Source organism: Pseudomonas sp. C8002, from assembly GCF_013385765.1.
Classification (GTDB): Bacteria; Pseudomonadota; Gammaproteobacteria; order Pseudomonadales; family Pseudomonadaceae; genus Aquipseudomonas.
In genome coordinates, this window is record NZ_JACAPJ010000004.1 from 63,116 (window position 1) to 87,193 (window position 24,078).

General features: G+C 61.6%; 19 protein-coding genes. 8 read left to right on the forward strand and 11 right to left on the reverse strand.

Going from position 1 to position 24,078, the window contains the following annotated elements:
* Positions 1-85 precede the first annotated feature (85 nt).
* From ccoP to ccoN, 4 genes are read right to left on the reverse strand one after another with little or no spacing between them, the layout of a single operon-like run.
* Entirely contained in the window at positions 86-1,033 is a 948-nt protein-coding gene (ccoP, locus tag HX814_RS05690) for a cytochrome-c oxidase, cbb3-type subunit III (protein ID WP_177008125.1), read from the reverse strand.
* Positions 1,030-1,236, reverse strand: a complete 207-nt coding sequence (locus HX814_RS05695; RefSeq protein WP_003219012.1) for a cbb3-type cytochrome c oxidase subunit 3 — start codon at positions 1,234-1,236, stop codon at positions 1,030-1,032. Before HX814_RS05695 ends, ccoP begins: the two co-directional genes overlap by 4 nt.
* 3 nt (positions 1,237-1,239) lie before the next feature.
* Complete coding sequence (gene ccoO / locus HX814_RS05700; RefSeq protein ID WP_003219010.1) at positions 1,240-1,848, reverse strand: cytochrome-c oxidase, cbb3-type subunit II; 609 nt, start codon at positions 1,846-1,848, stop codon at positions 1,240-1,242.
* A 10-nt stretch (positions 1,849-1,858) separates the two neighbouring features.
* Entirely contained in the window at positions 1,859-3,283 is a 1,425-nt protein-coding gene (gene ccoN / locus HX814_RS05705; protein WP_003219009.1) for a cytochrome-c oxidase, cbb3-type subunit I, read from the reverse strand.
* 79 nt (positions 3,284-3,362) lie between these two features.
* Between ccoN and HX814_RS05710 the strand changes: the two genes are divergently transcribed.
* On the forward strand, positions 3,363-4,052 hold the full coding sequence (locus HX814_RS05710; RefSeq protein ID WP_177008124.1) for an alpha/beta family hydrolase: 690 nt from the start codon (positions 3,363-3,365) through the stop codon (positions 4,050-4,052).
* 81 nt (positions 4,053-4,133) lie between these two features.
* Here the strand turns inward: HX814_RS05710 and HX814_RS05715 are convergent, their stop codons facing one another.
* From HX814_RS05715 to acnA, 3 genes are all read right to left on the reverse strand, one after another.
* Complete coding sequence (locus HX814_RS05715) at positions 4,134-5,699, reverse strand: PAS domain-containing methyl-accepting chemotaxis protein (RefSeq protein ID WP_177008123.1); 1,566 nt, start codon at positions 5,697-5,699, stop codon at positions 4,134-4,136.
* 85 nt (positions 5,700-5,784) lie between these two features.
* Positions 5,785-6,576: a CPBP family intramembrane glutamic endopeptidase gene (locus HX814_RS05720; RefSeq protein WP_003219003.1), complete on the reverse strand. Its 792-nt coding sequence runs from the start codon at positions 6,574-6,576 to the stop codon at positions 5,785-5,787.
* Between the two features lie 111 nt (positions 6,577-6,687).
* A complete protein-coding gene (gene acnA / locus HX814_RS05725; protein ID WP_177008122.1) occupies positions 6,688-9,429 on the reverse strand; it encodes an aconitate hydratase AcnA in 2,742 nt (913 codons plus the stop codon).
* A 191-nt stretch (positions 9,430-9,620) separates the two neighbouring features.
* Between acnA and rlmM the strand changes: the two genes are divergently transcribed.
* Both rlmM and tusA read left to right on the forward strand, forming a co-directional pair.
* Positions 9,621-10,694, forward strand: a complete 1,074-nt coding sequence (gene rlmM / locus HX814_RS05730; protein ID WP_177008121.1) for a 23S rRNA (cytidine(2498)-2'-O)-methyltransferase RlmM — start codon at positions 9,621-9,623, stop codon at positions 10,692-10,694.
* A gap of 108 nt (positions 10,695-10,802) precedes the next feature.
* On the forward strand, positions 10,803-11,054 hold the full coding sequence (gene tusA / locus HX814_RS05735; protein WP_003218998.1) for a sulfurtransferase TusA: 252 nt from the start codon (positions 10,803-10,805) through the stop codon (positions 11,052-11,054).
* On the opposite strand, the gene HX814_RS05740 is transcribed toward tusA, so the two are convergent.
* Positions 11,051-12,439, reverse strand: coding sequence for an MATE family efflux transporter (locus HX814_RS05740; protein ID WP_102368386.1), 1,389 nt, complete (start codon positions 12,437-12,439; stop codon positions 11,051-11,053). The genes tusA and HX814_RS05740 overlap by 4 nt on opposite strands.
* A 327-nt stretch (positions 12,440-12,766) precedes the next feature.
* Here HX814_RS05740 and pdxB point away from each other — a divergent pair, with 327 nt between their 5' ends.
* Positions 12,767-13,909, forward strand: coding sequence for a 4-phosphoerythronate dehydrogenase PdxB (gene pdxB / locus HX814_RS05745; RefSeq protein ID WP_087694847.1), 1,143 nt, complete (start codon positions 12,767-12,769; stop codon positions 13,907-13,909).
* Positions 13,910-13,960: 51 nt separating this feature from the next.
* On the opposite strand, the gene HX814_RS05750 is transcribed toward pdxB, so the two are convergent.
* Positions 13,961-14,134: a PA1571 family protein gene (locus HX814_RS05750; protein WP_003218992.1), complete on the reverse strand. Its 174-nt coding sequence runs from the start codon at positions 14,132-14,134 to the stop codon at positions 13,961-13,963.
* Positions 14,135-14,350: 216 nt separating this feature from the next.
* On the opposite strand from HX814_RS05750, the gene HX814_RS05755 reads away from it, so the two are divergent.
* Positions 14,351-16,159 (forward strand): ABC transporter transmembrane domain-containing protein, encoded by a 1,809-nt coding sequence (locus tag HX814_RS05755; protein WP_177008120.1) that lies wholly within the window; start codon positions 14,351-14,353, stop codon positions 16,157-16,159.
* Between the two features lie 62 nt (positions 16,160-16,221).
* On the opposite strand, the gene HX814_RS05760 is transcribed toward HX814_RS05755, so the two are convergent.
* The gene (locus tag HX814_RS05760) at positions 16,222-18,150 is read right to left on the reverse strand and encodes a transglycosylase SLT domain-containing protein (protein WP_008437594.1); all 1,929 of its coding nucleotides are present in this window, start codon (positions 18,148-18,150) and stop codon (positions 16,222-16,224) included.
* Between the two features lie 212 nt (positions 18,151-18,362).
* Here HX814_RS05760 and HX814_RS05765 point away from each other — a divergent pair, with 212 nt between their 5' ends.
* On the forward strand, positions 18,363-20,282 hold the full coding sequence (locus HX814_RS05765; RefSeq protein WP_177008119.1) for an ATP-binding cassette domain-containing protein: 1,920 nt from the start codon (positions 18,363-18,365) through the stop codon (positions 20,280-20,282).
* Between the two features lie 198 nt (positions 20,283-20,480).
* On the opposite strand, the gene HX814_RS05770 is transcribed toward HX814_RS05765, so the two are convergent.
* Complete coding sequence (locus tag HX814_RS05770; RefSeq protein ID WP_003218985.1) at positions 20,481-20,918, reverse strand: universal stress protein; 438 nt, start codon at positions 20,916-20,918, stop codon at positions 20,481-20,483.
* Positions 20,919-21,022: 104 nt separating this feature from the next.
* Here HX814_RS05770 and HX814_RS05775 point away from each other — a divergent pair, with 104 nt between their 5' ends.
* Positions 21,023-21,460, forward strand: coding sequence for a hypothetical protein (locus tag HX814_RS05775; RefSeq protein ID WP_003218981.1), 438 nt, complete (start codon positions 21,023-21,025; stop codon positions 21,458-21,460).
* Positions 21,461-21,912: 452 nt separating this feature from the next.
* Complete coding sequence (gene fadB / locus HX814_RS05780; protein ID WP_003218979.1) at positions 21,913-24,060, forward strand: fatty acid oxidation complex subunit alpha FadB; 2,148 nt, start codon at positions 21,913-21,915, stop codon at positions 24,058-24,060.
* The last annotated feature ends 18 nt before the right edge of the window (positions 24,061-24,078 follow it).

Genomic DNA, 24,078 nt, shown 5'->3' on the forward strand with positions numbered 1-24,078 from the left:
GGGAAAGTCAGCGATCGGAAGGGTGCGACAATGGGTCGCAAAAAAGCCGCGCCTGAATCAGGCGCGGCTTTTGGGTGGTGCAGGATTACTCGGGTTGGCTGTCAGGCGTTGCGCCATCAGCATTGTGGGACAGGCTGTAAACATAGGCGGCCAGCAGGTGCACCTTGTCATTGCCTTGCAGTACTTCCTGCGCAGGCATCTGGCCCTGGCGGCCGTGGCGAATGGTCTGCTGCAACTGCGCCAGGCTGGTGCCGTAGATAAAGCCGCCTGGCTGCGTCAGGTTCGGCGCGCCCATGGCTTCCACGCCATGGCCTTCCGGCCCGTGGCAGGCGACACAGGTGGTGCTGAATGCCACCTGGCCCGCGGCGACATCCGCACTGCTGTCCGCCGGCAGCGGCAGGCCTGCCAATTCATGGCGCACATAGGCTGCGACGTTCTTCACACCGTCCTCACCCAGCACTTCACCCCAGGCCGGCATCGCGGCATGACGGCCATTCATGATGGTCATCTTGATTGCATCCGCCGAACCGCCCCAGCGCCAGATGTTGTCTGCCAGGTTCGGGAAGCCGTAGGCGCCCTTGGCGTCCGAGCCATGGCACACCGCGCAGTTGGAGGCGAACAGGCGGCCGCCCATTTTCAGCGCCTGCGGGTCCTTGGCAACTTCTTCCACCGGCATGGCCGCGAATTTGGCGAAAATCGGTCCGAATTTGGCGTCGGCCTTGGCCATTTCCTTGTCCCATTCCTTGGTCTGGGTCCAGCCATCTTCATAGCCCGGCAACACGCCTTTCCAGTTGCCCAGGCCCGGGTAGAGGATCAGGTAGCCGACGGCAAACACCAGGGTGCCGGCGAACAGCATGAACCACCATTGTGGCAGCGGGTTGTCGTACTCCTCGATCCCGTCGAAGGCGTGGCCCATGGTCTGGTCCACGCTGCCCTTGGTCTCGCCCTTGCGGGTGCCGATCAACAGCCAGGTCAGGCCGATCAGGCTGCCGAGGGTCAGTACACAGATCCATGTACTCCAGAAGGTAGTCATGGCCGGTTGCTCCTTGTTGCAGGCTCTTCTTGAGCGTCGGGGGTTGGCGGTAGCGGTTCATCGGCAAACGGCAGCAGGCACGCCTCGGCGAACTCTGCGTTGCGCCGGGAGTTGAACACCCACAGCGACAGGCCGATGAAGGCGATGGCAACGACCAGCGTGCCAAGGCCGCGGATGGTTCCAGCATCGAATTCAAATCCCATGGCTCACCTCTTGCTCTTGATGGCAGTGCCGAGCACTTGCAGGTACGAAACCAGCGCGTCCATCTCGGTCTTGCCCTTGAGGGAGGCCACGGCACCGGCGATGTCGTCGTCGGTGTACGGCACGCCGAGGGTGCGCATCACCTTGAGCTTGGTCTCGGTGTGGCTGCTGTCGACCGGGGCGGTGACCAGCCATGGGTACGCCGGCATCTTCGATTCCGGTACCACGTTGCGCGGGTTGTACAAGTGCGCGCGGTGCCAGTCGTCCGAGTAGCGCGCGCCGACGCGGGCCAGGTCCGGCCCGGTACGCTTGGAGCCCCACAGGAACGGGTGATCCCACACGCTTTCACCGGCCACCGAGTAGTGGCCATAACGCTCGGTTTCGGCGCGGAACGGGCGGATCATCTGCGAATGGCACTGTACGCAGCCTTCGCGGATATAGATGTCGCGACCTTCCAGTTGCAGCGCGGTGTAGGGCTTCATGCCTTCCACCGGCTTGTTGGTCACATCCTGGAAGAACAGCGGCACAATCTGGGTCAGGCCGCCGATACTCACGGCGAGCACCATCAGCAGCATCAGCAGGCCGACGTTCTTTTCAATGGTTTCGTGTTTCATCATCGACTCCTCAGGCCATCTGCGCCGCAGCGGCGACTTCGGCGGGTTGTGCCGAACGCACGGTGCGCCAAGTGTTGTAAGCCATCAGGAACATGCCGCTGAGGAAGATCGCCCCGCCCACCAGTCGCACGATGAAGCCTGGGTGGCTGGCCACCAGGGTTTCGACGAAGGAGTAGGTCAAGGTGCCATCTTCGTTGACCGCACGCCACATCAGGCCCTGGGCGATGCCGTTGACCCACATCGAGGCGATGTAGAGCACGGTGCCGATGGTGGCCAGCCAGAAGTGCGCGTTGATCAGGCCGAGGCTGTACATCTGCTCGCGACCGAAGATTTTCGGGATCATGTGATACAGCGCGCCGATGGAGATCATCGCTACCCAACCCAGCGCCCCGGCGTGTACGTGGCCGATGGTCCAGTCGGTGTAGTGGGAGAGGGCGTTGACCGTCTTGATCGCCATCATCGGCCCTTCGAAGGTCGACATGCCGTAGAAGGCCAGGGAAACCACCAGGAATCGCAGGATCGGGTCGCTGCGCAACTTATGCCAGGCGCCCGACAGGGTCATCATCCCGTTGATCATCCCGCCCCAGCTCGGTGCCAGCAGTACCAGCGACATCACCATGCCCAGGGACTGTGCCCAGTCCGGCAGCGCGGTGTAGTGCAAGTGGTGCGGGCCGGCCCAGATGTACAGGGTGATCAGTGCCCAGAAGTGCACGATGGACAGGCGATAGGAATACACCGGACGTTCGGCCTGTTTCGGCACGAAGTAGTACATCATCCCGAGGAAGCCGGCGGTGAGGAAAAAGCCTACCGCGTTATGCCCGTACCACCACTGCACCATGGCATCCGTCGCACCGCCGTACAGCGAGTAGGACTTGGTCAGGCTGACCGGAATTTCCAGGTTGTTGACGATATGCAGGATGGCCACGGTGATGATGAACGCACCGAAGAACCAGTTACCGACGTAAATATGCTTGGTGTTGCGCTTCATCACCGTGCCGAAGAACACGATGGCATAGGCCACCCAGACGATGGTGATCAGGATGTCGATCGGCCATTCCAGCTCGGCGTATTCCTTGGAGCTGGTGTAGCCCAGCGGCAAGGTGATCGCGGCCAGCACAATGACCAGCTGCCAGCCCCAGAAGCAGAACTGCGCGATCTTTGGCGCGAACAATTGGGTCTGGCAGGTGCGTTGCACCGAGTAGAAGGAGCTGGCAAACAGCGCGCAACCGCCAAAGGCAAAGATCACCGCGTTGGTGTGCAGCGGGCGCAAGCGGCCGAAACTGGTCCAGGGCAAATTGAAGTTGAGTTCGGGCCATACCAACTGGGCAGCGAGAAAAACCCCGAGCCCCATGCCGACGATGCCCCACACCACCGTCATAATGGCGAATTGGCGGACCACCTTGTAGTTATAGGCGGTACTTAAAGTAGTGTTCATGGTTCCCCATCCACGGTTCAACCCAAGCAAATGCGGCACTTGGGCTGGAGTTATAGGCAGACTAAAAAGCGAGGCAAGCATGGGCAAAGAGCACAAGGCCAGTATTGACGGGGATCAATGGGCGCAGTGTGTGCGGGAACGTGGCTGGTTGTGGAAGGCCGCGACAGGGTCTATCGCGCGTACGCCCGCGACGCTGATCCTGGCCCACGGCGCGGGCGCGCCAATGGACTCGGGCTTTATGGAAGACATGGCTGCACGCCTTGCGGGGCATGGCGTGAACGTATTGCGCTTCGAGTTTCCGTACATGGCCCAGCGTCGTGTGGATGGCGGTAAACGTCCGCCGAACCCGGCGCCGAAACTGCTGGAATGCTGGCGTGAGGTGTATGCCGAGGTGCGACGTCATGTCGCTGGGAAACTGGCCGTTGGCGGCAAGTCCATGGGCGGGCGGATGGCCAGTTTGTTGGCGGATGAATTGGGTACGGACGCGCTGGTGTGCCTGGGTTATCCGTTCTATGCGGTGGGCAAGCCGGAGAAGCCACGGACCGAGCACCTGGCCGGGCTGAAGACGCCGACGTTGATCGTGCAGGGCGACCGGGATGCTCTGGGCAATCGGGCGGCGGTGGAAGGGTATGTGTTGTCGCCGAGCATCGAGGTGATGTGGCTGGTGGCGGGGGATCATGATCTGAAGCCGTTGAAGGCTTCGGGGTTCAGTCATGAGCAGCATCTGGAGGCTGCGGCGGTGAAGGTGGCCGGGTTTCTCGGCGCCTGATAGGGCCCTTTCGCGAGCAAGCCCGCTCCCACATTTGAAATGCATTCCAAATGTGGGAGCGGGCTTGCTCGCGAAAGCGGTTTACCGGTTAAAGCGTTCTACCAGCGAGTACTGGGTATTGGCGGTATGCGTCAGCTCTTCACTCAACTGCGCCGAATTCAACGCCTGTTCCGACGTCTGGTCCGCCAGCAGCGCAATGGTGCTGATATTACGGCTGATCTCTTCCGCCACCGAGCTCTGCTCTTCGGTCGCCGCCGCAATCTGCGCCGTCATATCAGTGATGTGCGCCACCGCCTCGCTGATCCCGATCAGCGCCTGATCCGCTTCCATCACCCGTGCCACACCTTCTTCCGCCTGGCGATGCCCGGCGTCCATGGTTTGTACGGCCGCGCTGGCGGTCTGTTGCAGCTTGGCGATCAGCGCATGAATCTGCCCGGTGGACTCGCTGGTGCGCTGGGCCAGTTGCCGCACTTCGTCGGCCACCACCGCAAAGCCGCGACCCATCTCCCCGGCACGGGCCGCTTCGATGGCCGCGTTCAGCGCCAGCAGGTTGGTCTGGTCGGCGATGCCTTTGATCACATCCACCACGCCACCGATTTCGTCACTGTCCTTGGCCAGCTGGGTCACGGTCACGCCGGTCTCGCCCACGGCCACCGACAGGCGCTGAATCGCTTCGCGGGTTTCGCCGGCGATATCACGGCCACGCCCGGTCAGGCGATTGGCTTCCTGGGTGGCATCGGCGGTGCGTTGCACATGGCTGGCGACTTCCTGAGTCGTCGCGGCCATCTGGTTGACCGCGGTGGCCACCTGTTCGGTTTCCACGCGCTGGCGTTCAAGACCGCTGGAGCTGTTATGTGCCAGGGTATTGGACTGCGCCGCCTGGGAGTTGAGGTGTTCAGCCGTGTCCTGCAAACGGGTAAGACACGTCTTCAGGCGCGCCTCCTGGCTGAGGATCGACATTTCCAGGCGCGCCTGGGCGCCGCGGCTGTCAGTGTACATCTGTGCAATCAGCGGGTCGGACGTGGTCTGCTCGGCCAGGCGCAGCAAACGCTTGAGCCCGCGCTGTTGCCAGCTCAGGCCCAACAGGCCCAGCGGCACTGACAGTGCGGCGGCCAGGGCAAAGCCCCAATGGGAGTCGAGCCACACACCAATCAGGAAGCTCAACTGGCTGACCAGGATAAACGGCAGCCAATCCTGCAACACCGGCAGCCACTTGTCGCGGCGCGGGATGGCCGGCTTGCCCTGGTTGATGCGCTGGTAAAGCGCTTCGGCACGGCGGATCTGCTCGGTGGTGGGCTTGACCCGCACCGACTCGTAGCCGATCACCTGGTTGCCGTCGAAGACCGGTGTCACATAGGCGTTGACCCAATAGTGATCACCGCTCTTGCAGCGGTTCTTGACGATGCCCATCCATGGCAAGCCTTGTTTGAGCGTGGACCACATGTGTGCGAACACTGCCGCCGGCACATCCGGATGACGAACCAGGTTGTGCGGGGCACGCAGCAGTTCGTCATGGGAAAACCCACTGATCTCGACGAAGGCGTCGTTGCAGTAGGTGATCACGCCTTTGGCATCCGTGGTGGAGATCAACCGTTGCTGAGCGGGGAAGGTACGTTCGCGCTGGGTAACGGGTTGGTTATTACGCATGATTGTTCAATCCGCAAGGCTTTGACAGGTTGTCGACCGTCGCGGGGTTTTATTTAACTTATTTTTTGCAACAATCGGCGCAGCCTCAGCCCGCCAGCATCGGATAGGTAAACAACCCGAAATGCAGCAGGTTCAGCCCGAAGTGCGTAACGATCGCCGCGCCCAATCCGCCAAAGCGATACGCCAGGCCGTAGCCCAGGCCTGCGATGGTCGCCAGCAGGGTCCACTGCCAGCCTGCGCCCAGGTGTACCAGGCCGAACAGCAGGGCGGCCAACAGCAGGGCGAGGTTTTCACCATAGGGCAATTGCTTGAACCGTCGGCTCAGGCCGCCCTGGATATAACCGCGGAACAGCGCTTCCTCCACCAGGGTCACCAGCAGCAGGTTATTCAACACCCACAGCCAGGCCTGCTCCGGCCACTTCGGGGCCCAACTGATGACGCCCAGCAACGCAGCGCCGCCCAGGGCGGCAATCGCCGTCAGTGTCAACGCCAGGGCGGTGGCGTAGATCGACAGGCGCAGGGACCGGCGCGCAACAATCCACGGGCAGGCCAGCAGCAGCCAGAAGCCAATCAGCGGCTTGTCCTGGTTCAGGTACATCGAGAAAGGCACGGCGTCGTCCGTAAAGCGCTGCGGCGCGATCCCGCGACCGTTGTAGAACCCGGGCAGCCAATGCATCGCCAGCCCCAGCGCCAGCACGATAAACAGCCCGTGGCCCAGATAGCGTACCCACGGGTTTCGCTGTTGCCGCACGGCAAACCCGGCCAACAGCAGCATGGCGACAGACAGTGCCGCCATTAACCCCAATTGCCCGTAGCTCAAGGCAAGTACATAGCCGATGGAAAGAAGCGCCAGGTACAGCCATGGCAATGCAAGCATGGGGAATCCTTGTGACAGTCAAAATCTGAGGGCGGCAGTATACCGAGCGTCACCGACGGTAAAAATGAAAACACCGCCAGGGAAGGCGGTGTTTTGGGTAGCGCGTGTCAGTTACGAGGCAATCAACTGCCGCAACACGTAGTGCAGGATCCCGCCGGCCTTGAAGTACTCGACCTCATTGAGGGTGTCGATGCGGCACAGCACTTCGACCTTCTCGCTGCTGCCATCCTCACGGGTGATCACCAGCGTCAGGTTCATGCGTGGCTCGATCTCGGCGTGGGTCAGCCCGAGGATGTCGATCTTCTCCTTGCCGGTCAGCTTGAGTGCCTTGCGGTTCTGGTCCAGCTTGAACTGCAGGGGCAGCACGCCCATGCCCACCAGGTTGGAACGGTGAATCCGCTCGAAACTCTCGGCGATCACCGCCTTGACCCCCAGCAGGTTGGTGCCCTTGGCCGCCCAGTCACGGCTTGAGCCGGTGCCGTATTCCTGGCCGGCGATCACCACCAGCGGGGTGCCCGAGGCCTGGTATTTCATGGCGGCGTCGTAGATCGGCATTTTCTCGCCGGTAGGGATGTAGATCGTGTTGCCGCCTTCCTCGCCGCCGAGCATTTCGTTGCGGATGCGGATGTTGGCGAAGGTGCCGCGCATCATCACTTCATGGTTGCCGCGACGCGAGCCGTAGGAGTTGAAGTCCCGCGGTTCGACGCCTTGCTCGCGCAGGTATTTGCCCGCCGGGCTGTCGGTCTTGATATTGCCGGCAGGGGAGATGTGGTCGGTGGTCACCGAGTCCCCCAGCAGTGCCAGCACATTGGCGCCCTTGACGTCTTCGATCACCGGCAGCGGGCCGCCGATGTCGTCGAAGAACGGTGGGTGCTGGATGTAGGTGGAGTCCTTCTGCCACACGTAGGTCGCAGCCTGCGGCACTTCAATGGCCTGCCACTGTTCATCACCGGCAAACACCTCGGCGTATTCCTTGTGGAACATCTGGGTGCTGACTTGCGCAACGGCGTCGGCGATTTCCTTGCTGCTGGGCCAGATGTCCCGCAGGTACACAGGTTTTCCGTCAGAGCCGGTGCCCAGTGGTTCGCTGCTGATGTCCATGCGCACGGTGCCGGCCAGGGCATAGGCCACCACGAGGGGCGGGGAGGCCAGCCAGTTGGTTTTCACCAGGGGATGCACCCGGCCTTCGAAGTTACGGTTGCCCGAGAGCACCGAGGCCACGGCCAGGTCGGCTTTCTGGATAGCTTTTTCGATCGGCTCGGGCAGCGGCCCGGAGTTGCCGATACAGGTGGTGCAGCCATAACCCACCAGGTCGAAGCCCAGCTTGTCGAGGTATTGGGTCAAGCCTGCCGCTTTGTAGTAATCAGTCACGACTTTGGAGCCCGGCGCCAGGGAGGTTTTCACCCAGGGCTTGCTCTTCAGTCCTTTCTCCACGGCCTTTTTCGCCACCAGGCCCGCCGCCATCATCACGCTCGGGTTGGAGGTGTTGGTGCAGGAGGTAATGGCCGCGATCACCACCGCGCCGTTTTTCAGGCGATAGGTCTGGCCTTCGAAGTCGTAGTCGGCTTCACCGATCAGGTCGGCGTTGCCCACCGCAACACCGCCGCCGCCTTCGCTTTCCAGGCGGCCTTCTTCCTTGTTGGTGGGTTTGAATTGCAGGTCGAGGAAATCGCTGAAGGCCTGGCCGACGTTAGGCAGTGAGACACGGTCTTGCGGACGTTTAGGCCCGGCCAGGCTGGCTTCGACGCTGGCCATGTCCAGCGCCAGGCTGTCGGTAAAGATCGGCTCCTGACCTGCATTGCGCCACAGGCCCTGGGCCTTGGTGTAGGCCTCCACCAGTTTGACGGTTTCTGCAGGACGGCCCGACAGGCGCAGGTAGTCCAGGGTTACTTCATCCACCGGGAAGAAGCCACAGGTGGCGCCGTACTCCGGGGCCATGTTGGCGATGGTGGCGCGGTCTGCCAGGGGCAGGTCAGCCAGGCCATCACCATAGAATTCGACGAATTTCCCGACCACGCCTTTTTTGCGCAACATCTGGGTGACGGTCAGCACCAGGTCAGTGGCGGTGATGCCTTCTTTCAGCTTGCCAGTGAGTTTGAAGCCGATCACTTCCGGGATCAGCATCGACACCGGCTGCCCGAGCATCGCGGCTTCCGCTTCGATCCCGCCCACACCCCAGCCCAATACGCCGAGGCCGTTGATCATGGTGGTGTGGGAGTCGGTGCCGACCAGAGTATCGGGGAAGGCATAGGTGCGGCCGTCTTCATCCTTGGTCCACACGGTGCGGCCGAGGTATTCCAGGTTGACCTGGTGACAGATGCCGGTGCCCGGTGGCACTACGCTGAAGTTGTCGAAGGCGCTCTGGCCCCAGCGCAGGAAGGCGTAGCGTTCGCCGTTGCGCTGCATTTCGATGTCGACGTTTTCCTGGAAGGCGCCGGTGGTGGCGAACTTGTCGACCATCACCGAGTGGTCGATCACCAGGTCCACCGGTGACAGCGGGTTGATGCGTTGCGGGTCACCGCCGGCCTTGGCCACGGCGGCGCGCATGGCGGCCAGGTCGACCACGGCGGGCACGCCGGTAAAGTCTTGCATCAGCACCCGGGCGGGGCGGTATTGGATCTCGCGGTCGGAGCGGCGCTCCTTGAGCCAGGCGGCAATGGCCTTGAGGTCGGCGCCGGTGACGGTCTTTTCGTCTTCCCAGCGCAGCAGGTTTTCCAGCAGCACCTTGAGGGACATCGGCAGCTTGTCCAGATCACCCAGGCTCTTGGCGGCTTCGGGCAGGCTGAAGTAGTGATAGGTCTTGTCGTCGATCTGTAAGGTTTTAAGGGTTCTCAGACTATCAAGGGATGACATTACATGACTCCTTATGGTCCGCACGGCTACGGACCTGACGGGACGAACAGAGCTTACAAATTAGCCCTGTTTTAAGTAGCTGGCTAATTACTGGACTCTATCAATAAGTCCAAGGTTCCGAACTCGGCTATCATGCGCGCGTTTTCATGACAGGCATTGCGCTATAGCAAGCCCGTGATCCAGGAGAGTTGATGAACACCCTTTTTATGCACTGCCGCCCGGGTTTTGAAGGCGAAGTCTGTTCCGAGATCGCGGAACACGCCGCACGCCTGAACGTTTCGGGCTATGCCAAGGCCAAGACCGGCAGCGCTTGCGCCGAATTTGTCTGCACCGAAGAAGACGGCGCCCAGCGCCTGATGCGCGGCCAACGCTTTGCCGAGCTGATCTTCCCGAGGCAGTGGGCGCGCGGGGTGTTCATCGACTTGCCGGAAACCGACCGTATCAGCGTGATCCTCGCGCACCTGCGGGATTTCCCGGCGTGTGGCAGCCTGTGGCTGGAAATGGTCGACACCAACGACGGCAAGGAGCTGTCGAACTTCTGCAAGAAATTCGAAGTTCACTTGCGCAAGGCGCTGATGGCCGCCGGCAAACTGGTGGAAGACGCCAGCAAGCCGCGCCTGCTGTTGACCTTCAAGAGCGGCCGCGAAGTGTTCATGGGCCTGGCCGAGTCGAACAACTCGGCCATGTGGCCGATGGGCATCCCGCGCCTCAAATTCCCGCGGGACGCGCCAAGCCGCTCGACCTTGAAGCTGGAAGAGGCCTGGCACCACTTTATCCCCCGTGATCAGTGGGACGAGCGCCTGCACAGCGACATGACCGGCGTCGACCTCGGCGCAGCGCCTGGCGGCTGGACCTGGCAACTGGTCAACCGCGGCATGCTGGTGACCGCCATCGACAACGGCCCGATGGCCGAAAGCCTGATGGATACCGGGCTGGTGCAGCACTTGATGGCCGACGGCTTTATCTACACCCCCAAGCAGCCGGTGGACTGGATGGTCTGCGACATCGTCGAGAAACCGGCGCGCAATGCGGCCCTGTTGGAAACCTGGATCGGCGAGGGACATTGCCGCGAAGCAGTGGTCAACCTGAAGTTGCCGATGAAGCAGCGTTATGCCGAAGTGAAGCGCCTGCTTGAACGCATCGCGGAAGGCTTCAAGGAACGTGGCATCCGGGTGGAGATCGGCTGCAAGCAGCTGTACCACGACCGTGAAGAAGTGACCTGCCATTTGCGCCGGTTGGATGTGAAGAAGCCAAAGGCCCGGTAAACGCTGCTCAATGTAGGAGCGAGCTTGCTCGCGAAAAAACCGAGGGCGCCGCTGGCTACCTGGCGCCCCGCGTTACCGTTAAAATGCCGGCCTGTTTAGGAGTAAACCATGAGCCTGACCCCTGATTTACCCGTCGATGCCGTCCTCGACGCCACCGGCCTCAACTGTCCGGAACCGGTGATGATGCTGCACCAGCACATCCGCGACCTGGCGCCCGGTGGCTTGCTCAAGGTGATCGCGACCGATCCGTCGACCCGTCGCGACATCCCCAAGTTCTGCGTGTTTCTCGACCATGAACTGGTGGACCAGCAGGAGCAGGCCGGTACCTACCTATACTGGATCCGCAAGAAATCGGCTTAAGCCCGGCGAATCCGCTTGCGTGCGCTGCGCACCAGGCGGATCACCAACATCGCCGCGGCACAGCTCAGGCCCACGATCAGCCCCTGCCACAAGCCGCTCGGGCCGCGGGCGTCGCCCAGCCACTCGGTCAGCCCCAGCGCGTAGCCCACCGGCAAGCCCACGCCCCAATACGCAAACAGCGTCAGCACCATGGTCACCCGAGTATCCTGGTAACCACGTAGTGCGCCGGCGGCCGTGACCTGGATCGCGTCCGAGAACTGAAACAGCGCCGCAAACACAATCAGCATCGCCGCCACCTGGATCACCAGCGGATCCTGGGTGTAGATGGTGGCGATCTGTTCGCGAAACAGCAGCATCAGGCTGCAGGACAGGCAGGCATACACCAACGCGGTGCCCATTCCGACACCTGCGGCAAAGCGCGCCTCACGGGGTTCGCCACGGCCCAGGGCCTGGCCCACGCGCACGGTGACCGCCATGCTCAGGGAGTAGGGGATCATGAACACCAGCGAGCTGAAGTTCAGCGCGATCTGGTGTCCGGCCACCACCGTGGCACCGAGGCTGCCGATCAGCAGCGCGATCACCGCAAAAATGCTCGACTCGGCAAACACCGCGATCCCGATGGGCAAGCCAATGCTCAACACACGCTTGATCACCGACCATTGCGGCCAGTCAAAGCGCTTGAACAGCTCGCTGCTCTGATACACCGGTGCCCAGCGGGTCCAGGCGGCCAGGCCAAGCATCATCACCCACATCACGATCGCCGTGGCCCAGCCGCAACCGATGCCGCCCATGGCCGGCACGCCGAAGTGGCCGTAGATGAACACATAGTTCAGCGGAATATTCAGCGCCAGCCCGCACAGGCCCATGACCATGCTCGGCCGCGTTCGGCCCAGCCCGTCGCTGAAGCAGCGCAGCACGTAATACAACGCAATGGCCGGCATGCCCGAGGCGATGCCGTGCAGGTAGCCCATGCACGGCTTGATCAGCTCGGGATCGACCTTCATCACATGCAGGATCGGTTCGGCACTGATCAGCAACAGCAGCGCGGTAATCCCCACCACCAGCGCCAGCCACATCGACTGGCGCACCAGCGGGCCGATTTCACCGTGGGTGCCGGCGCCGAAGCGCTGGGCGACTTTCGGCGTGGTGGCCAGCAGGGTGCCGGTCATCAGCAGGTACACCGGGATCCAGATGGAGTTGCCCAGGGCGACTGCCGCCAGGTCCCGGGAACTCACACGCCCGGCCATCACGGCATCGACAAAGCCCATGGCGGTGGTCGCCAGTTGCCCGATCATGATCGGCAGGGCCAGGGCCAGCAGATTGCGCACTTCAAGGCTGACGCGGGCGGGGCGGGAGAGGGCGGTGGTGGTTGTGGCAGTGTTCACGTACGGATGTCCGATAGGGGGAGCGCAGGACGGCGCATTCTACGCCTTGACGTGTTGGTCAGGAAAAAACCTGTGTTGTGGATTTGTAAACACATCCCCGCGCATATATAGCGTTTTGTGGTGAGGGCGCTTGCTGTGGTGAGGGAGCTTGCTGTGGCGAGGGAGCTTGCTCCCGCTGGGCTGCGCAGCAGCCCCATAACGGGCAACCGATGTGTACCTGAAAAAACACGGTGCTGCATTTGGGAGCGCTGCGCACTCCAGCGGGAGCAAGCTCCCTCGCCACAAGGAAAACCGCTGTACACTGCTGATCCGCGAAAGGAGCCTGCCATGCTGATTGTTGCCGACGAAAATATCCCGCTGCTCGATGCATTCTTTGAAGGATTCGGCGAGATTCGCCGGGTTCCGGGCCGGTCCATTGACCGCGCGACTATCGAGCAGGCCGATGTGCTGCTGGTGCGTTCAGTGACCAACGTCAACCGGGCCTTGCTCGAAGGCACGCCGGTGCGGTTTGTCGGCACCTGCACCATCGGCACTGATCACCTCGACCTCGATTACTTCCAGCGCGCCGGCATCCAATGGTCCAGCGCCCCCGGCTGCAATGCCCGTGGCGTGGTCGACTATGTACTGGGCAGCCTGCTGACCCTGGCCGAGATCGAAGGCGCCGACCTGGCCCAGCGCACCTACGGTGTGGTGGGTGCCGGTGAAGTCGGCGGGCGTCTGGTCAAGGTGCTCAAGGCGTTGGGCTGGAACGTGCTGGTGTGCGACCCGCCCCGGCAGATCGCCGAGGACGGTGATTACGTCAGCCTGGAGCAGATCGTCGAGCAGTGCGATGTGATCAGCCTGCACACGCCGCTGAACAAATCCGGCAACGGCTCCACCTGGCACTTGTTCGACCGCGAGCGCCTCAACCAGCTCAAGCCCGGTGCCTGGCTGATCAACGCCAGCCGCGGCCCGGTGGTGGACAACGCCGCCCTCAAGGAGGTGCTGCTGGCGCGCGAAGACCTGCAGGCCGTGCTGGATGTGTGGGAAGGCGAGCCCCAGGTGGACGTCGACCTGGCCGACCTGTGTGTGCTGGCCACCCCGCATATCGCCGGCTACAGCCTGGACGGCAAGCAGCGCGGCACGGCGCAGATCTATCAGGCGTTTTGCCGGCATCTTGGTCAGGACCCGACGATTCAATTGAGCGACTTGCTGCCGGAGCCGTGGCTGGCCGAAGTCAGCCTCAATGCCAATACCGATCCGGCCTGGGCCTTGGCGACCCTGTGCCGCAGCGTGTACGACCCGCGCCGTGATGACGCGGATTTCCGCCGCAGCCTGGTAGGCACAGTGGATGAGCAGCGCAAGGCCTTCGACCTATTGCGCAAGCACTACCCCGAGCGGCGTGAGATTGACGGCTTGAAAGTGCGGATCAACGGCGAGTCTGCCGCCTTGTCGAGCATCGTGGCAGCATTGGGCGCACAGGCAATCTGAAGGCATAAAAAACCCGGCCATCAAGGCCGGGTTTAAGAGAGCGTGGGCGAATCAGCCTCGCTTGGCAGGCTTGACCAATTTCTGTTCCAGTTCGGCGCACGCGCTCTGGATCATTTCTTCGGTGATTTGCACTTCGCGGCCCTGAGCGTCGATATACGAGCAAGGCAATTGCTGCGGTTGGCGGATCACTTGAATTTTGGCGTTGCTGCTGTTTTGCAAGGACATGGCCCGTCTCCTCATCAGGTTGTGTACCTACTTTAAAACCCCCGCGTGACCGCGTTGTTACAACTCCTTGCGCGGCCCGCAGATCGAATGCCCAGTCCAGCAGAAACCGATACAAATTTCCAGCCGGTCCTTAGACCGATAGCCTCTAGGGCCTAGGTTCGGTGAGCATAATTAACCTGACTCATTGTGATTCGCTCAAGTTCCCCCCATGTAGCTATGCAGGTTCCCGTCTCCAACCTTCAGGTGAAACCCTCCATGCTCTCAGCCCGTCAACGCCGCGCGATTCGCCTGGCCAGTCGCTTCGTCGCTCCCTACCGCTGGCAGGCCCTGGGCGCCTTGTTGGCGCTGATCGTCACCGCCGGCATTACCTTGTCCATGGGCCAGGGTATTCGCCTGCTGGTGGACCAGGGGTTCATGACCCAGTCGCCGCACCTGCTCAACCAGTCCATCGGTCTGTTCATGATCCTGGTGCTGGGCCTGGCGGTGGGCACCTTTGCGCGGTTTTACCTGGTGTCGTGGATCGGCGAGCGGGTGGTGGCGGACATCCGGCGGCAAGTGTTCAACCACTTGATCTACCTGCATCCGGGCTTCTACGAAAACAACCGCAGCTCGGAAATCCAATCCCGGCTGACCACCGACACCACCTTGCTGCAATCGGTGATCGGCTCCTCGCTGTCGCTGTTCCTGCGCAACGCCTTGATGGTGATCGGCGGGATCGTGCTGCTGTTTGTCACCAACCCCAAGCTCACCAGCATCGTCGTGATAGCGCTGCCACTGGTGCTGGCGCCGATCCTGATCTTCGGCCGCCGGGTGCGCAGCCTGTCGCGCCAGAGCCAGGATCGCATCGCCGATGTCGGCAGCTATGTGTCCGAAACCCTCGGCCAGATCAAGACCGTGCAGGCCTACAACCACCAGGTCCAGGACGAACAGCGCTTCGCGCTGACGGTGGAAGAGGCCTTCACCACCGCCCGCAAACGCATCGTGCAGCGCGCCTGGCTGATTACCCTGGTGATCATGCTGGTGCTGGGCGCCGTGGGCGTGATGCTCTGGGTCGGCGGCATGGACGTGATCGGCGGGCGCATTTCCGGTGGTGAGCTGGCGGCGTTCGTGTTCTACAGCCTGATCGTCGGCAGTGCCGTCGGTACCTTGAGTGAAGTGTTGGGCGAGTTGCAGCGCGCCGCCGGTGCGGCGGAGCGGATTGGCGAATTGCTGCAGTCGAGCAATGAGATCAAGGCGCCCGAAGCCAACGTGATCAAGTTGCCGGAGCGGGTCAGTGGCCGCCTGGAAATCCAGGATTTGCGCTTCTCCTATCCGTCGCGTCCGGATCGTTTTGCCATCGACGGCTTGAGCCTGAGCATCAATGCCGGCGAAACCCTGGCCCTGGTCGGTCCGTCCGGTGCGGGTAAATCGACGATGTTCGATCTGTTGCTGCGTTTCTACGATCCCCAGCAAGGCCGCATCCTGCTTGAAGGCCACCCGCTGACCGAGCTGGATCCGCTGGACCTGCGCCGCTGTTTCGCCCTGGTGTCCCAGAGCCCGGCGCTGTTTTTCGGCAGCGTTGAGGAGAACATCCGCTACGGCAATCCGACGGCCACCTTTGCCCAGGTCGAGGAGGCGGCGCGCATCGCCCACGCCCACGACTTCATTTTGCAAATGCCCGACGGCTACCAGACCCACCTGGGCGACGGCGGCATGGGCCTTTCGGGCGGCCAGCGCCAACGCCTGGCCATCGCCCGGGCCTTGTTGGTGGATGCACCGATCCTGCTGCTGGACGAAGCCACCAGCGCGCTGGACGCCCAGAGCGAACACCTGATCCAGCAGGCGCTGCCGCAGTTGATGGAAGGGCGCACCACCCTGGTCATAGCCCACCGGCTGGCCACCGTGAAGAATGCCGACCGGATTGCCGTGATGGACCAGGGCAAGCTGGTGGCGGTGGGGACGCATCAGCAACTGATCGCCAGCAATCCGCTGTATGCACGGCTGGCGGCGTTGCAGTTCAGTGATGGTGAGTCGACCACCCACTGATTCACCGCCCACAAAAAATGCCCGCATCTCTCAATGCGGGCATTTTTTATGGGACGCGTTACTTACTGATCATCAAAATACCGCTCATGCCAATCCACCAGCGGCTGCGGTGCATTGAGCTTCTGCCCGTAGATCACCGAATAAGACAGCACGTTCTGCACATACTGGCGGGTTTCGTCGAACGGGATGCTTTCCACCCACACATCGAAACTCAGGTGATCGGCGCCGCGCAGCCATTGGCGTACACGGCCCGGGCCGGCGTTGTAGGCGGCGGTGGCGAGCACGCGGTTGCCGTTGAACTGGGCGTGGACCTGGCTCAGGTAGGCGGCGCCGAGCTGGATGTTCTTGTCCGGGTCGAGCACCTGCTGTTGCGAAGCCAGCGGGATGCTGAACTTTCGCGCAGTCTCCTTGGCGGTGCCGGGCATCAGTTGCATCAGGCCGGTGGCGCCGACGCCGGAGCGCGCGTCGTCCATGAAGGCGCTTTCCTGGCGGGTGATCGCAAATACCCAGCTGGAATGCACGCCGCGGACCTTGGCTTCGCGCACCAGGGTGTCGCGGTGGGCCATCGGGAAGCGGATGTCCAGGTCGTCCCAGTACTGCGCCTGGCTGATGGTGCGGATCGCCGGGAAGTACCACTTCATGTCATAGGCCAGCTTGGCCTGGGCGACCATTTCGTCGCGGTTGAAATGCCGGCTGACGTGGTACCACTCGCGGCGGCCATCAACGATCTGGCCACGGGCGTAGAACTCCAGGGCGCGGCGCACGCCCGGTGTGTTGCGTACCTTGTTCATCAGCGCCTGGCTCATCACCAGTGGCTTGTTGTTCAGTTGGTACGGGGACTGGGAGCGATCCGCCGCCAGGAAACCGTAAAAGTCTCGTTCCTTGGCCAGGCCCTTGTACATCACCAGGGCTTGCGGGTTCTTCGGCTCTGCCAGTTCCAGGCTGCGGGCCTGCCAGTAGCGCCAGCGGTTGGTGGTGGCCAAATCCTGGGGCAGCTTGCGGGTCAACTGGTAGGCGTCTTCCCAGCGGGCCAGGCGCAACAGCAGGCGCAGGCGCCATTCGGAAACGGTGTTGTCCCGCAGTTCCGGATCGTACTTGGTCATCACGTCAAGGGCGCGCGGGTCGTAGCGGCGTGCCAGGGTCAAGCCGATTTCCCGGGCGATCGACACTTTTTCGTCACGCGAGAAGTGCATGCTGCTGGCATAACCGTCGAGCAGGGCCATGGCCTTGTCCGGGTCCTGGCGTGCCAGGCGGCGCAGGCCAAGGCCTACGGCGTCGGACATGGCTTCGTTGGCCGGCAGGAAGCGCGATGGGTCGCCGAGCATGTCGGGCTTCTGCGCCACGTCCACCATCAGGCGGCCCTGGGCGCCGAGGGTCGGCAGGGTCTTCACCAGGCTGTTGGCCAACGGATAGTTGCGGGCTTCGGCGGCCAGCTTGGCGCGGTCCCAGATTTTCTGTTCGGTCAGTTGGCCGTCGGCGGCCCACTGGCCAAAGGTGGCATCACAGGCAGCAGGCTGGGATTTACCGGTCAGCCACAGCTTCTCGGTGGTTTTATAGCCTTCGGCTTTTTGGTTGTGGGTCAGCTGGAATTGGCCATGGAGGCAGTCCAGTTCGACGAAATTGAGTTTGGCGTCGTAGTACTTTTCAAAGGTTTGCCAGTCGCCACGGTCGGCCAGCCAGCGCAACCAGCGCAGTTTCATCCAGTTGGCCTGGGGCAGGTCGCCGTTCTTGGCGAGGAATTGTTCGATCTCCTCGTTGCTGGCGGTTTTCAGCCGCGCGGTCAGCTCGTCGTAGGCGAGGTACGGCGTCAACGGGTAGTCGGCCAGGGCCTGGCTGTATTGGAAATACGGGCCGCTGTCGCCTTTGGCGAGGGCTCGTTTGGCTTCATCGTAATATTGACGTTGGGTGGTGAGGTCCACGGCCTGGGCGGATTGAACGGCGGTGGCAGAAAGAAGCAGACAAGATAAAAAGCTGAAAAGGCGACTGCGCATGAGACGTCCGTGCAGAGGAATCTGGACTAGTGCCGACGTCGCCGACACTGATTGCCCCTAGCTTAGCCTTTTGCCCGCAACCGGTGAAAGCTTTGCCGGTCGCTTCGTTCAAGTTCATCTGAAATGTCCAACAGAACGTGTCAGCGGCGAAAATGCCGGCCGCCTCGAGCCCTAAGTCAGGTAGAATGCGCGCCCAGTTTTTGGAGAAGCGTATGACCCTGCTCAAATTCAGCGATGTGTCCCTTGCTTTCGGCGCTATGCCGTTGTTGGACAAGGTGTCCTGGCAGATCGCCCGTGGTGAGCGGGTGTGCATCATCGGCCGCAACGGCACCGGCAAGTCCAGCATGATGAAGCTGGTAAAAGGCGACCAGAAGCCCGATGACGGCTCTGTCTGGCGCGCCCCGGGCCTCAAGATTGGCGAATTGCCGCAAGAATTGCCGGTGGCCGACGGACGGACAGTGTTCGACGTGGTTGCCGAAGGCCTCGACGGCGTGGGCGCACTGCTCGCCGAATACCATCACCTGGCGCAGAACTGCGTCACCGAAGCCGACCTGGACAAGCTGATGCACGTCCAGCAAGACCTCGAAGCCCGCGACGGCTGGCGCTTGCAGCAATTGGTCGACAGCACCCTGAGCCGCCTGCAACTGCCCGCCGACAAGACCCTCGCCGAATTGTCCGGCGGCTGGCGTCGCCGCGTCCTGCTGGCCCAGGCCCTGGTTTCCGAACCGGATCTGTTGCTGCTCGACGAACCGACCAACCACCTGGACATCGGCGCAATCGCCTGGCTTGAAGAAGCCCTCAAGGATTTCCAGGGCGCCGTGCTGTTCATCACGCACGACCGTTCCTTCCTGCAGAACCTGGCAACCCGCATCCTCGAACTGGACCGTGGCGGCCTGATCGACTGGAACGGCGACTACGCCAGTTTCCTGGTGCACAAGGAAGCCGCGCTGTCTGCGGAAGAAACCGCCAATGCCCTGTTCGATAAGAAGCTGGCCCAGGAAGAAGTCTGGATCCGCCAGGGCATCAAGGCCCGCCGCACCCGTAACGAAGGCCGCGTACGTGCCCTGAAAGCCTTGCGCGTTGAGCGCAGCGAGCGTCGCGAGCGCACCGGCAAGGCCAACATTCAACTGGATACCGCCGACAAGTCCGGCAAGCAAGTGATGGTCCTGGAAAACGTCAGCTTCCATCACCCGGACGGCCCGTTCCTGATCAAGGACTTCTCCATGGTCCTGCAGCGCGGCGACCGTATCGGCCTGCTCGGCGCCAACGGTACCGGCAAGACCACCTTGCTCAAGCTGATGCTCAACGGCCTGCAACCCACCAGCGGTACCGTGGAAGAGGGCACGCGCATCGACGTGGCCTACTTCGACCAGTTGCGCCACCAGTTGGACCTGGAAAAAACCGTGATCGACAACGTCGCCGAAGGTCGCGACTTTATCGACATCGACGGCCAGAGCCGCCACGTGCTGAGCTACCTGGGCGACTTCCTGTTCAGCCCGCAGCGTGCACGTACGCCGGTCAAGGCCTTGTCCGGTGGTGAGCGTGCGCGCCTGCTGCTGGCCAAGTTGTTCAGCAAGCCAGCCAACCTGCTGGTACTCGACGAACCGACCAACGACCTCGACGTGGAAACCCTGGAACTGCTGGAAGAGGTCCTGCTGACCTTCAACGGCACCGTGCTGATGGTCAGTCACGACCGGGCATTCCTCGATAACGTGGTCACCAGCACCCTGGTCTTCGAAGGCGAAGGCAAGGTGCGTGAATACGTCGGTGGTTATCAGGACTGGCTGCGCCAGGGCGGCTCGCCGCGCCTGCTGGGCGTGACCGAGAGCAAGTCCGGCAAGGCTGACTTGACCTCGGCCGTGGTTGCTCCAGTGGCTGCTGCTCCGGCACCAGCCCAGGAAGCACCTGCTGCGAAGAAGAAGCTCAGCTACAAGCTGCAACGTGAGCTGGAAGCACTACCGGGTGATATCGACGCCAAGGAACAGCAGATTGCTGCCGTTGAAGCTGAAATGGCTGACGCGGGTTTCTACCTGCGTCCGGCTGCAGAAACCGCCAAGGTGATTGCATCCCTCGAGCGGCTTAACAGCGAGCTTGAAGCCCTGGTTGAACGCTGGGCCGAGCTGGATGCCTGAGTGATTCAAGCGCAATAAAAAACCCGGCGCTCATTTGTATGAGCGCCGGGTTTTTTGTATGAAACGCGGTTCAGATGTGGGAGAGGGCTTGCTCGCGAATGCGGTGTGTCAGTCCATATATTTGTCGACTGATCCACCGCTTTCGCGAGCAAGCCCGCTCCCACACAAGCCCGCTCCCACATTGGATTGCCGTTGGTCTTACGAGCTCTTGACCAGTTTCACGGCCAGCACATCGCAAGGTGCGCCGTGCAGCACGTCATTGGCGGTGGAGCCCAGCAGCAAGGCCAGGCCGTGACGGCCGTGGCTGCCGACCACGATCAGGTCGCAACCTTGCTCCTTGGCCAGGTGGTGGATTTCCTGGCGCGGCTGGCCGTAGGTCAGGTGGCTCTGGTCTTTTTTCAGGGCAGGGTACTTGTTGATCAGCCGGTCAAGGCGTTCCTTGGCCTGGTCGAACTGCTGCTGTTGCAGTTGGGAAAGGTCCATCGGCACATCGCCGCCAAAGGCCATGGCCATCGGTTCGACGATATGCACCAGGGACAGCTTCACCGAGTCGCCTGCAAGGCCTACGGCCCGCTTGATCACGGGGTCGCATTCTTCGGTCAGGTCCACGGCGACCAGAATATGTTCGTAGGGCATGAGGAGTCCTCCAAGGGAAAGCGATAAGTTCAGTATGGCTGGTTTCAAGCGGATGGGGTTGCGTCAGGTCAAATCCGCTCATCAAGAAATTCGGGAGTACACATATGACGGTCTGGATAGTGGTGTCAATCCTTGCGCTGGTTTTAAGCCCCCTGGCGTGGCTGCGTCCTTCGCGCCATTCGAGCGGGCGCATGGCTTTGCGCATGGAGGCGCGGCGCATTGGCCTGGCCATGCAACTGACGCCCCAGGAATGGCCACACTGGCTCAAGCACGAGCCGCCAAGCCCGTGTGCCCAGTATCACCGGCCACGGCGTGGCACCACGCGGGTGACCTGGAGTTACTGGCAGTTGGAGCCAGGGGTTTGGGTCAATCAGTGGCAGGAAACCTGCGTCGATGAAAAGTTGTTGCCACATTTTGCGACGCTGCCGGCGAACGTCTACAAAGTCGAAGCCGACAAGCAAATGATCACCCTGTACTGGGGCGAGAAGGGCGAGTTGAGCGTGTTGCAGGACATTGACGCGGTGCTCAAGGCGCTGGCCTGAGATTCCTGCGGGCATTAAAAAGCCCGAAAGCATCATCGGGCTGGAGTTGGCCAGGCAGGCCGGTAATTCGTTTTACGTGCCGCTAGCCTAGCCGCATATTCGGTTCTGTACAGCCCTTTAAATCAAAATTCACATTATTGATTTCGCGAATGATTAAACATTGGCGGGGCGATGCCGGCTGCCCCGGGTTCTGAAATGACTGAAAAGTCGCGTTTTTGCGGCCCTTTCGAGCGATTGACAATTCTTCGGATTTGGCTGAAGGTGACGTACCCAAATCAAACGGGCGTATGAATTGAGCGTTTGTCTTTCAGACCGTTCGTACAGAATCCCGACTATCGCGTTGGCGGGTGTGCCTGGCAACTTGGCGTTAGCATCGACGGTAACGTCAGTGCCTACGCTGAATCCTGCGTCCGACGTGTACTGTTCAGCTTCCATATCGTGGAGATCAGTTGATGATTTACGAAGGTAAAGCCATCACGGTTAAGGCTCTTGAAAGTGGCATCGTCGAATTGAAATTCGACCTCAAGGGTGAGTCCGTCAACAAGTTCAACCGTCTAACCCTGAATGAATTGCGTCAGGCCGTAGACACCATCAAAGCAGATGCTTCGGTCAAGGGCGTGATCGTCTCCAGCGGCAAGGACGTGTTCATCGTCGGCGCTGACATCACCGAATTCGTCGACAACTTCAAGCTGCCCGATGCCGAGCTTGTGGCTGGCAACCTCGAAGCCAACAAGATTTTCAGCGATTTCGAAGACCTCAACGTGCCGACCGTTGCCGCGATCAATGGCATCGCCCTGGGCGGCGGTCTGGAAATGTGCCTGGCCGCCGACTTCCGCGTGATGTCTGCCACCGCGAAAATCGGCCTGCCGGAAGTCAAGCTGGGCATCTACCCAGGCTTCGGCGGTACCGTGCGCCTGCCGCGCATCATCGGTGCCGACAATGCCATCGAGTGGATTGCCGCCGGCAAGGAAAACCGTGCTGAAGACGCGCTGAAAGTCGGCGCCGTGGATGCTGTGGTGGCTCCCGACAAGCTTGCAGAAGCCGCGCTGAACCTGATCAAGGGCGCCATCAGCGGCGAATTTGACTACAAGGCCAAGCGTCAGCCAAAGCTGGAAAAACTCAAGCTCAACGCCATCGAACAGATGATGTCGTTCGAAACCGCCAAGGGTTTCGTGGCTGGCCAGGCCGGCCCGAACTACCCGGCGCCGGTTGAAGCGATCAAGACCATCCAGAAGGCCGCGAACTTCGGTCGCGACAAAGCCCTGGAAGTCGAAGCTGCCGGTTTCGTCAAACTGGCCAAGACCTCTGCCGCGCAGAGCTTGATCGGTCTGTTCCTGAACGATCAGGAACTGAAGAAAAAGGCCAAGGCCTACGACGAAATCGCTCGCGACGTGAAACAGGCTGCCGTACTCGGCGCCGGTATCATGGGCGGCGGTATCGCCTATCAGTCGGCGTCCAAAGGCACGCCGATCCTGATGAAAGACATCAACGAGCACGGCATCGAGCAGGGTCTGGCAGAAGCCGCGAAGCTGCTGGTAGGCCGCGTTGATAAAGGCCGCATGACTGCAGCGAAAATGGCTGAAGTGCTTAACGGCATTCGTCCGACCCTGTCCTACGGTGATTTCGGCCACGTCGACCTGGTGGTCGAAGCGGTTGTCGAGAACCCGAAGGTCAAGCAGGCGGTACTGGCTGAAGTTGAAGCCCAGGTGAAAGAAGACACGATCCTGGCGTCCAACACCTCGACCATTTCCATCACCTTGCTGGCCAAGGCCCTCAAGCGTCCGGAAAACTTCGTCGGCATGCACTTCTTCAACCCGGTGCACATGATGCCGCTGGTGGAAGTGATCCGTGGCGAGAAGTCCAGCGAGCTGGCCGTTGCCACCACCGTTGCCTACGCCAAGAAAATGGGCAAGAACCCGATCGTCGTCAATGACTGCCCGGGCTTCCTGGTCAACCGCGTACTGTTCCCGTACTTCGGCGGTTTCGCCAAGCTGGTCAGCGCCGGTGTGGACTTCGTGCGCATCGACAAGGTCATGGAAAAATTCGGCTGGCCAATGGGCCCGGCGTACCTGATGGACGTGGTCGGCATCGACACCGGCCACCACGGTCGCGACGTAATGGCTGAAGGCTTCCCGGACCGCATGAAAGACGACCGCCGCTCGGCGATCGACGCGCTCTACGAAGCCAAGCGCCTGGGCCAGAAGAATGGCAAGGGTTTCTACGCCTACGAGACCGACAAGAAGGGCAAGCAGAAGAAAGTGGCCGACCCATCGGTTCACGAAGTACTCGCGCCGGTCATCTACGAACAGCGTGAAGTGTCCGACGAGGACATCGTCAACTGGATGATGATCGCCCTGTGCCTGGAAACCGTGCGCTGCCTGGAAGACGGCATCGTTGAAACCGCAGCCGAGGCCGACATGGGCCTGGTCTACGGTATTGGTTTCCCTCCATTCCGTGGTGGTGCGCTACGTTACATCGATTCCATCGGTGTGGCCGAGTTCGTTGCCCTGGCTGATCAATACGCTGATCTGGGCCCGCTGTACCACCCGACTGCGAAGCTGCGCGAGATGGCCAAGAACGGCCAGAGCTTCTTCGGTTAAGTGCCCAGACGACTAGAG

Coding starts and splice junctions, on each gene's coding strand:
- ccoN (WP_003219009.1), bottom strand. CDS start 3,283: ATGAACACTACTTTAAGTACCGCCTATAACTACAAGGTGGTCCGCCAA.
- HX814_RS05695 (WP_003219012.1), bottom strand. CDS start 1,236: ATGGGATTTGAATTCGATGCTGGAACCATCCGCGGCCTTGGCACGCTG.
- HX814_RS05750 (WP_003218992.1), bottom strand. CDS start 14,134: ATGTCCTTGCAAAACAGCAGCAACGCCAAAATTCAAGTGATCCGCCAA.
- ccoO (WP_003219010.1), bottom strand. CDS start 1,848: ATGAAACACGAAACCATTGAAAAGAACGTCGGCCTGCTGATGCTGCTG.
- pdxB (WP_087694847.1), top strand. CDS start 12,767: ATGCTGATTGTTGCCGACGAAAATATCCCGCTGCTCGATGCATTCTTT.
- HX814_RS05770 (WP_003218985.1), bottom strand. CDS start 20,918: ATGCCCTACGAACATATTCTGGTCGCCGTGGACCTGACCGAAGAATGC.
- HX814_RS05760 (WP_008437594.1), bottom strand. CDS start 18,150: ATGCGCAGTCGCCTTTTCAGCTTTTTATCTTGTCTGCTTCTTTCTGCC.
- tusA (WP_003218998.1), top strand. CDS start 10,803: ATGAGCCTGACCCCTGATTTACCCGTCGATGCCGTCCTCGACGCCACC.
- HX814_RS05755 (WP_177008120.1), top strand. CDS start 14,351: ATGCAGGTTCCCGTCTCCAACCTTCAGGTGAAACCCTCCATGCTCTCA.
- acnA (WP_177008122.1), bottom strand. CDS start 9,429: ATGTCATCCCTTGATAGTCTGAGAACCCTTAAAACCTTACAGATCGAC.
- HX814_RS05775 (WP_003218981.1), top strand. CDS start 21,023: ATGACGGTCTGGATAGTGGTGTCAATCCTTGCGCTGGTTTTAAGCCCC.
- fadB (WP_003218979.1), top strand. CDS start 21,913: ATGATTTACGAAGGTAAAGCCATCACGGTTAAGGCTCTTGAAAGTGGC.
- HX814_RS05710 (WP_177008124.1), top strand. CDS start 3,363: ATGGGCAAAGAGCACAAGGCCAGTATTGACGGGGATCAATGGGCGCAG.
- ccoP (WP_177008125.1), bottom strand. CDS start 1,033: ATGACTACCTTCTGGAGTACATGGATCTGTGTACTGACCCTCGGCAGC.
- HX814_RS05715 (WP_177008123.1), bottom strand. CDS start 5,699: ATGCGTAATAACCAACCCGTTACCCAGCGCGAACGTACCTTCCCCGCT.
- HX814_RS05765 (WP_177008119.1), top strand. CDS start 18,363: ATGACCCTGCTCAAATTCAGCGATGTGTCCCTTGCTTTCGGCGCTATG.
- HX814_RS05720 (WP_003219003.1), bottom strand. CDS start 6,576: ATGCTTGCATTGCCATGGCTGTACCTGGCGCTTCTTTCCATCGGCTAT.
- rlmM (WP_177008121.1), top strand. CDS start 9,621: ATGAACACCCTTTTTATGCACTGCCGCCCGGGTTTTGAAGGCGAAGTC.